Origin of the sequence: Leptospira venezuelensis, assembly GCF_002150035.1 — a bacterium.
GTDB lineage: Bacteria > Spirochaetota > Leptospiria > Leptospirales > Leptospiraceae > Leptospira_B > Leptospira_B venezuelensis.
On the sequence record NZ_NETS01000014.1, the window covers coordinates 1 to 1,902 of the forward strand.

Below are 1,902 nucleotides of genomic sequence, written 5' to 3' on the forward strand. Positions count from 1 at the left end.
ACCGATAGTTAGACGACGGTTTGGCTCTATTACGCTGAGATTGGAAACTTGATTATATTCTTAGGTCTTTCTTGCATTGCAGTCCATAAATCTAACTTTGTCTGCATGCTTAACCAACTCTCTGCTGAGGTATTCGTTGCTATTGCTATTCTTACTGCCATTTCTGGAGTAACTGGGCTCTTACAATTCACTATTTCCGATAATGTTTTACGAGATATTCCTAAGTCTTTCGCAGCTTCAGTTATAGTTAATCCTAAAGGCTTTATTATATCTTCTAGTAGAATTTCACCAGGATGAGTAGGTTTTCTTTTATTCATAAAATCTTGCCTCTAGTGATAATCTTCATAATCGACGATTATAGCATTTTCGCCTTCAAATTCAAAGGTAACACGCCAATTTCCATTTACCCAGACTGACGACCTTTCAGAGGATGTAAGCGATAAGCTGGCAAATCCATATCTTTGGGAGATGTAGATGAATCTAATCTATCTAGAATCCTAGCTAATTTGTTAGAATGATCTGCCTGAATTCCTTTCTTACTACCAGTTTCAAAAAACTGTTCAAGGCCTTTGTGTCTAAAAGAGATAATCAATACAATAAATGTAACCCAATAGGTTACGAGGTCAAGCTTTTTCCTTTAAAAATCAAATTTAGCCAAACTGTTCGTCTAACGACCAAGGTGTTCCTACGTTTCGCGAGTGCGAAGCACTTGGCACGAGACTTGCCACCGCAAGACGAGTGACAAAGCGAAATGTGGCGTAGCCCGAGTGAGTAGTCGCGTTAGCGATCTACGAACGTAGCGGAAGCACCGTAAGTTAGTCGACGTTCCGACTACTGCTACTTAATTTAATGCGAATTTGTTTAATAAGAAAATAAATTGAAATTAAAATTAAATTCAACAAATTCAACCCATAAATTAAAGCAACAATAGAGTATAACTCTTGAGTCCAATAAATTGGAAACAATTGGAAATCCAAAGCTAAAGGGAGCTCTTCTCGAGGAAAATTTTTATAAAATTCAAACCTTTTATTTACTATATTAAATTTATAACATGGCTTATCCCAACCCTGCTGAAGAGGTTCAGGCGGAGCCCATTGATTCAAAAATATTTCTTCATGGCTATCGCCATCAATATCATAAGGAATAATTATATTCCAAGCTGTACTGCCATAAAGATCTTGGATATGATTTCCGGCCTGATCAAAAACTTTATATACAAAGACCGTACTATCCAACGCTCTCTTGTGTTTTCTTAACTCAGAATCTCCAATTTTAATTTCCCCTACTTCTATCCGAATCCCATACGTAAAATGATGATTTTCGATTCGAAAAAAGTTACTTTTGGCAACGTAATACACTGGGTAGCTTATCACCGCTCCAAAAAATAATATAGTAAAAAGATAAAGTTTAACAATTTTGATCATAGATATATTTTCCAGGAATGTCGACTAACGACCGAGGTGCTCCGACGTTCGCAACGGCACGAGTTTGCTTATGCAAACGAAGTGACGGACGCGAATGTGCCGAAGGCCGAGCGAGCGAGTTGCGTTAGCAAGCCCCGAGCGGAGCGGAGGCACCGTAAGTTAGGCGCTGTATCGCTCAAACACGGTGCACCAAAGCCCTACTCTGTTAAATTTAATAATACTGCAAAGGCAGACAAAGAAGAATCTGCTATTTAAAAAGAAAGTAGCGAACCCTTTTTCGATTCTTTTAATGAAAGAGATGCAAGTAACTCTATTAAATTCCTAACATACTGTAGTGCTTTTCAGCCTCACTATACAAGGTAAGAAAAGGGTGAAAAGCGGCCTGACTTTAAGATAATTTTACTCAGATGATTACGGAATAATTCACAACTTCTGTTTTAAAAAATAAAAAAGAAAGTCGCGATATGGCGCCTAACGA

3 protein-coding genes are annotated in these 1,902 nt (G+C 37.9%); all 3 read right to left on the minus strand.

The features are described from left to right. Positions 1-29: 29 nt before the first annotated feature. The 3 genes from B1C82_RS20315 to B1C82_RS20330 all read right to left on the minus strand — a co-directional run bounded on the left by B1C82_RS20315 (position 30) and on the right by B1C82_RS20330 (position 1,424). The gene (locus tag B1C82_RS20315; RefSeq protein WP_036090716.1) at positions 30-317 is read right to left on the minus strand and encodes a HigA family addiction module antitoxin; all 288 of its coding nucleotides are present in this window, start codon (positions 315-317) and stop codon (positions 30-32) included. 86 nt (positions 318-403) lie between these two features. Further along, positions 404-592, minus strand: coding sequence for a type II toxin-antitoxin system RelE/ParE family toxin (locus B1C82_RS20320; RefSeq protein ID WP_234008521.1), 189 nt, complete (start codon positions 590-592; stop codon positions 404-406). A 223-nt stretch (positions 593-815) separates the two neighbouring features. Next, entirely contained in the window at positions 816-1,424 is a 609-nt protein-coding gene (locus B1C82_RS20330; protein ID WP_086449387.1) for a hypothetical protein, read from the minus strand. Between the last annotated feature and the right edge of the window lie 478 nt (positions 1,425-1,902).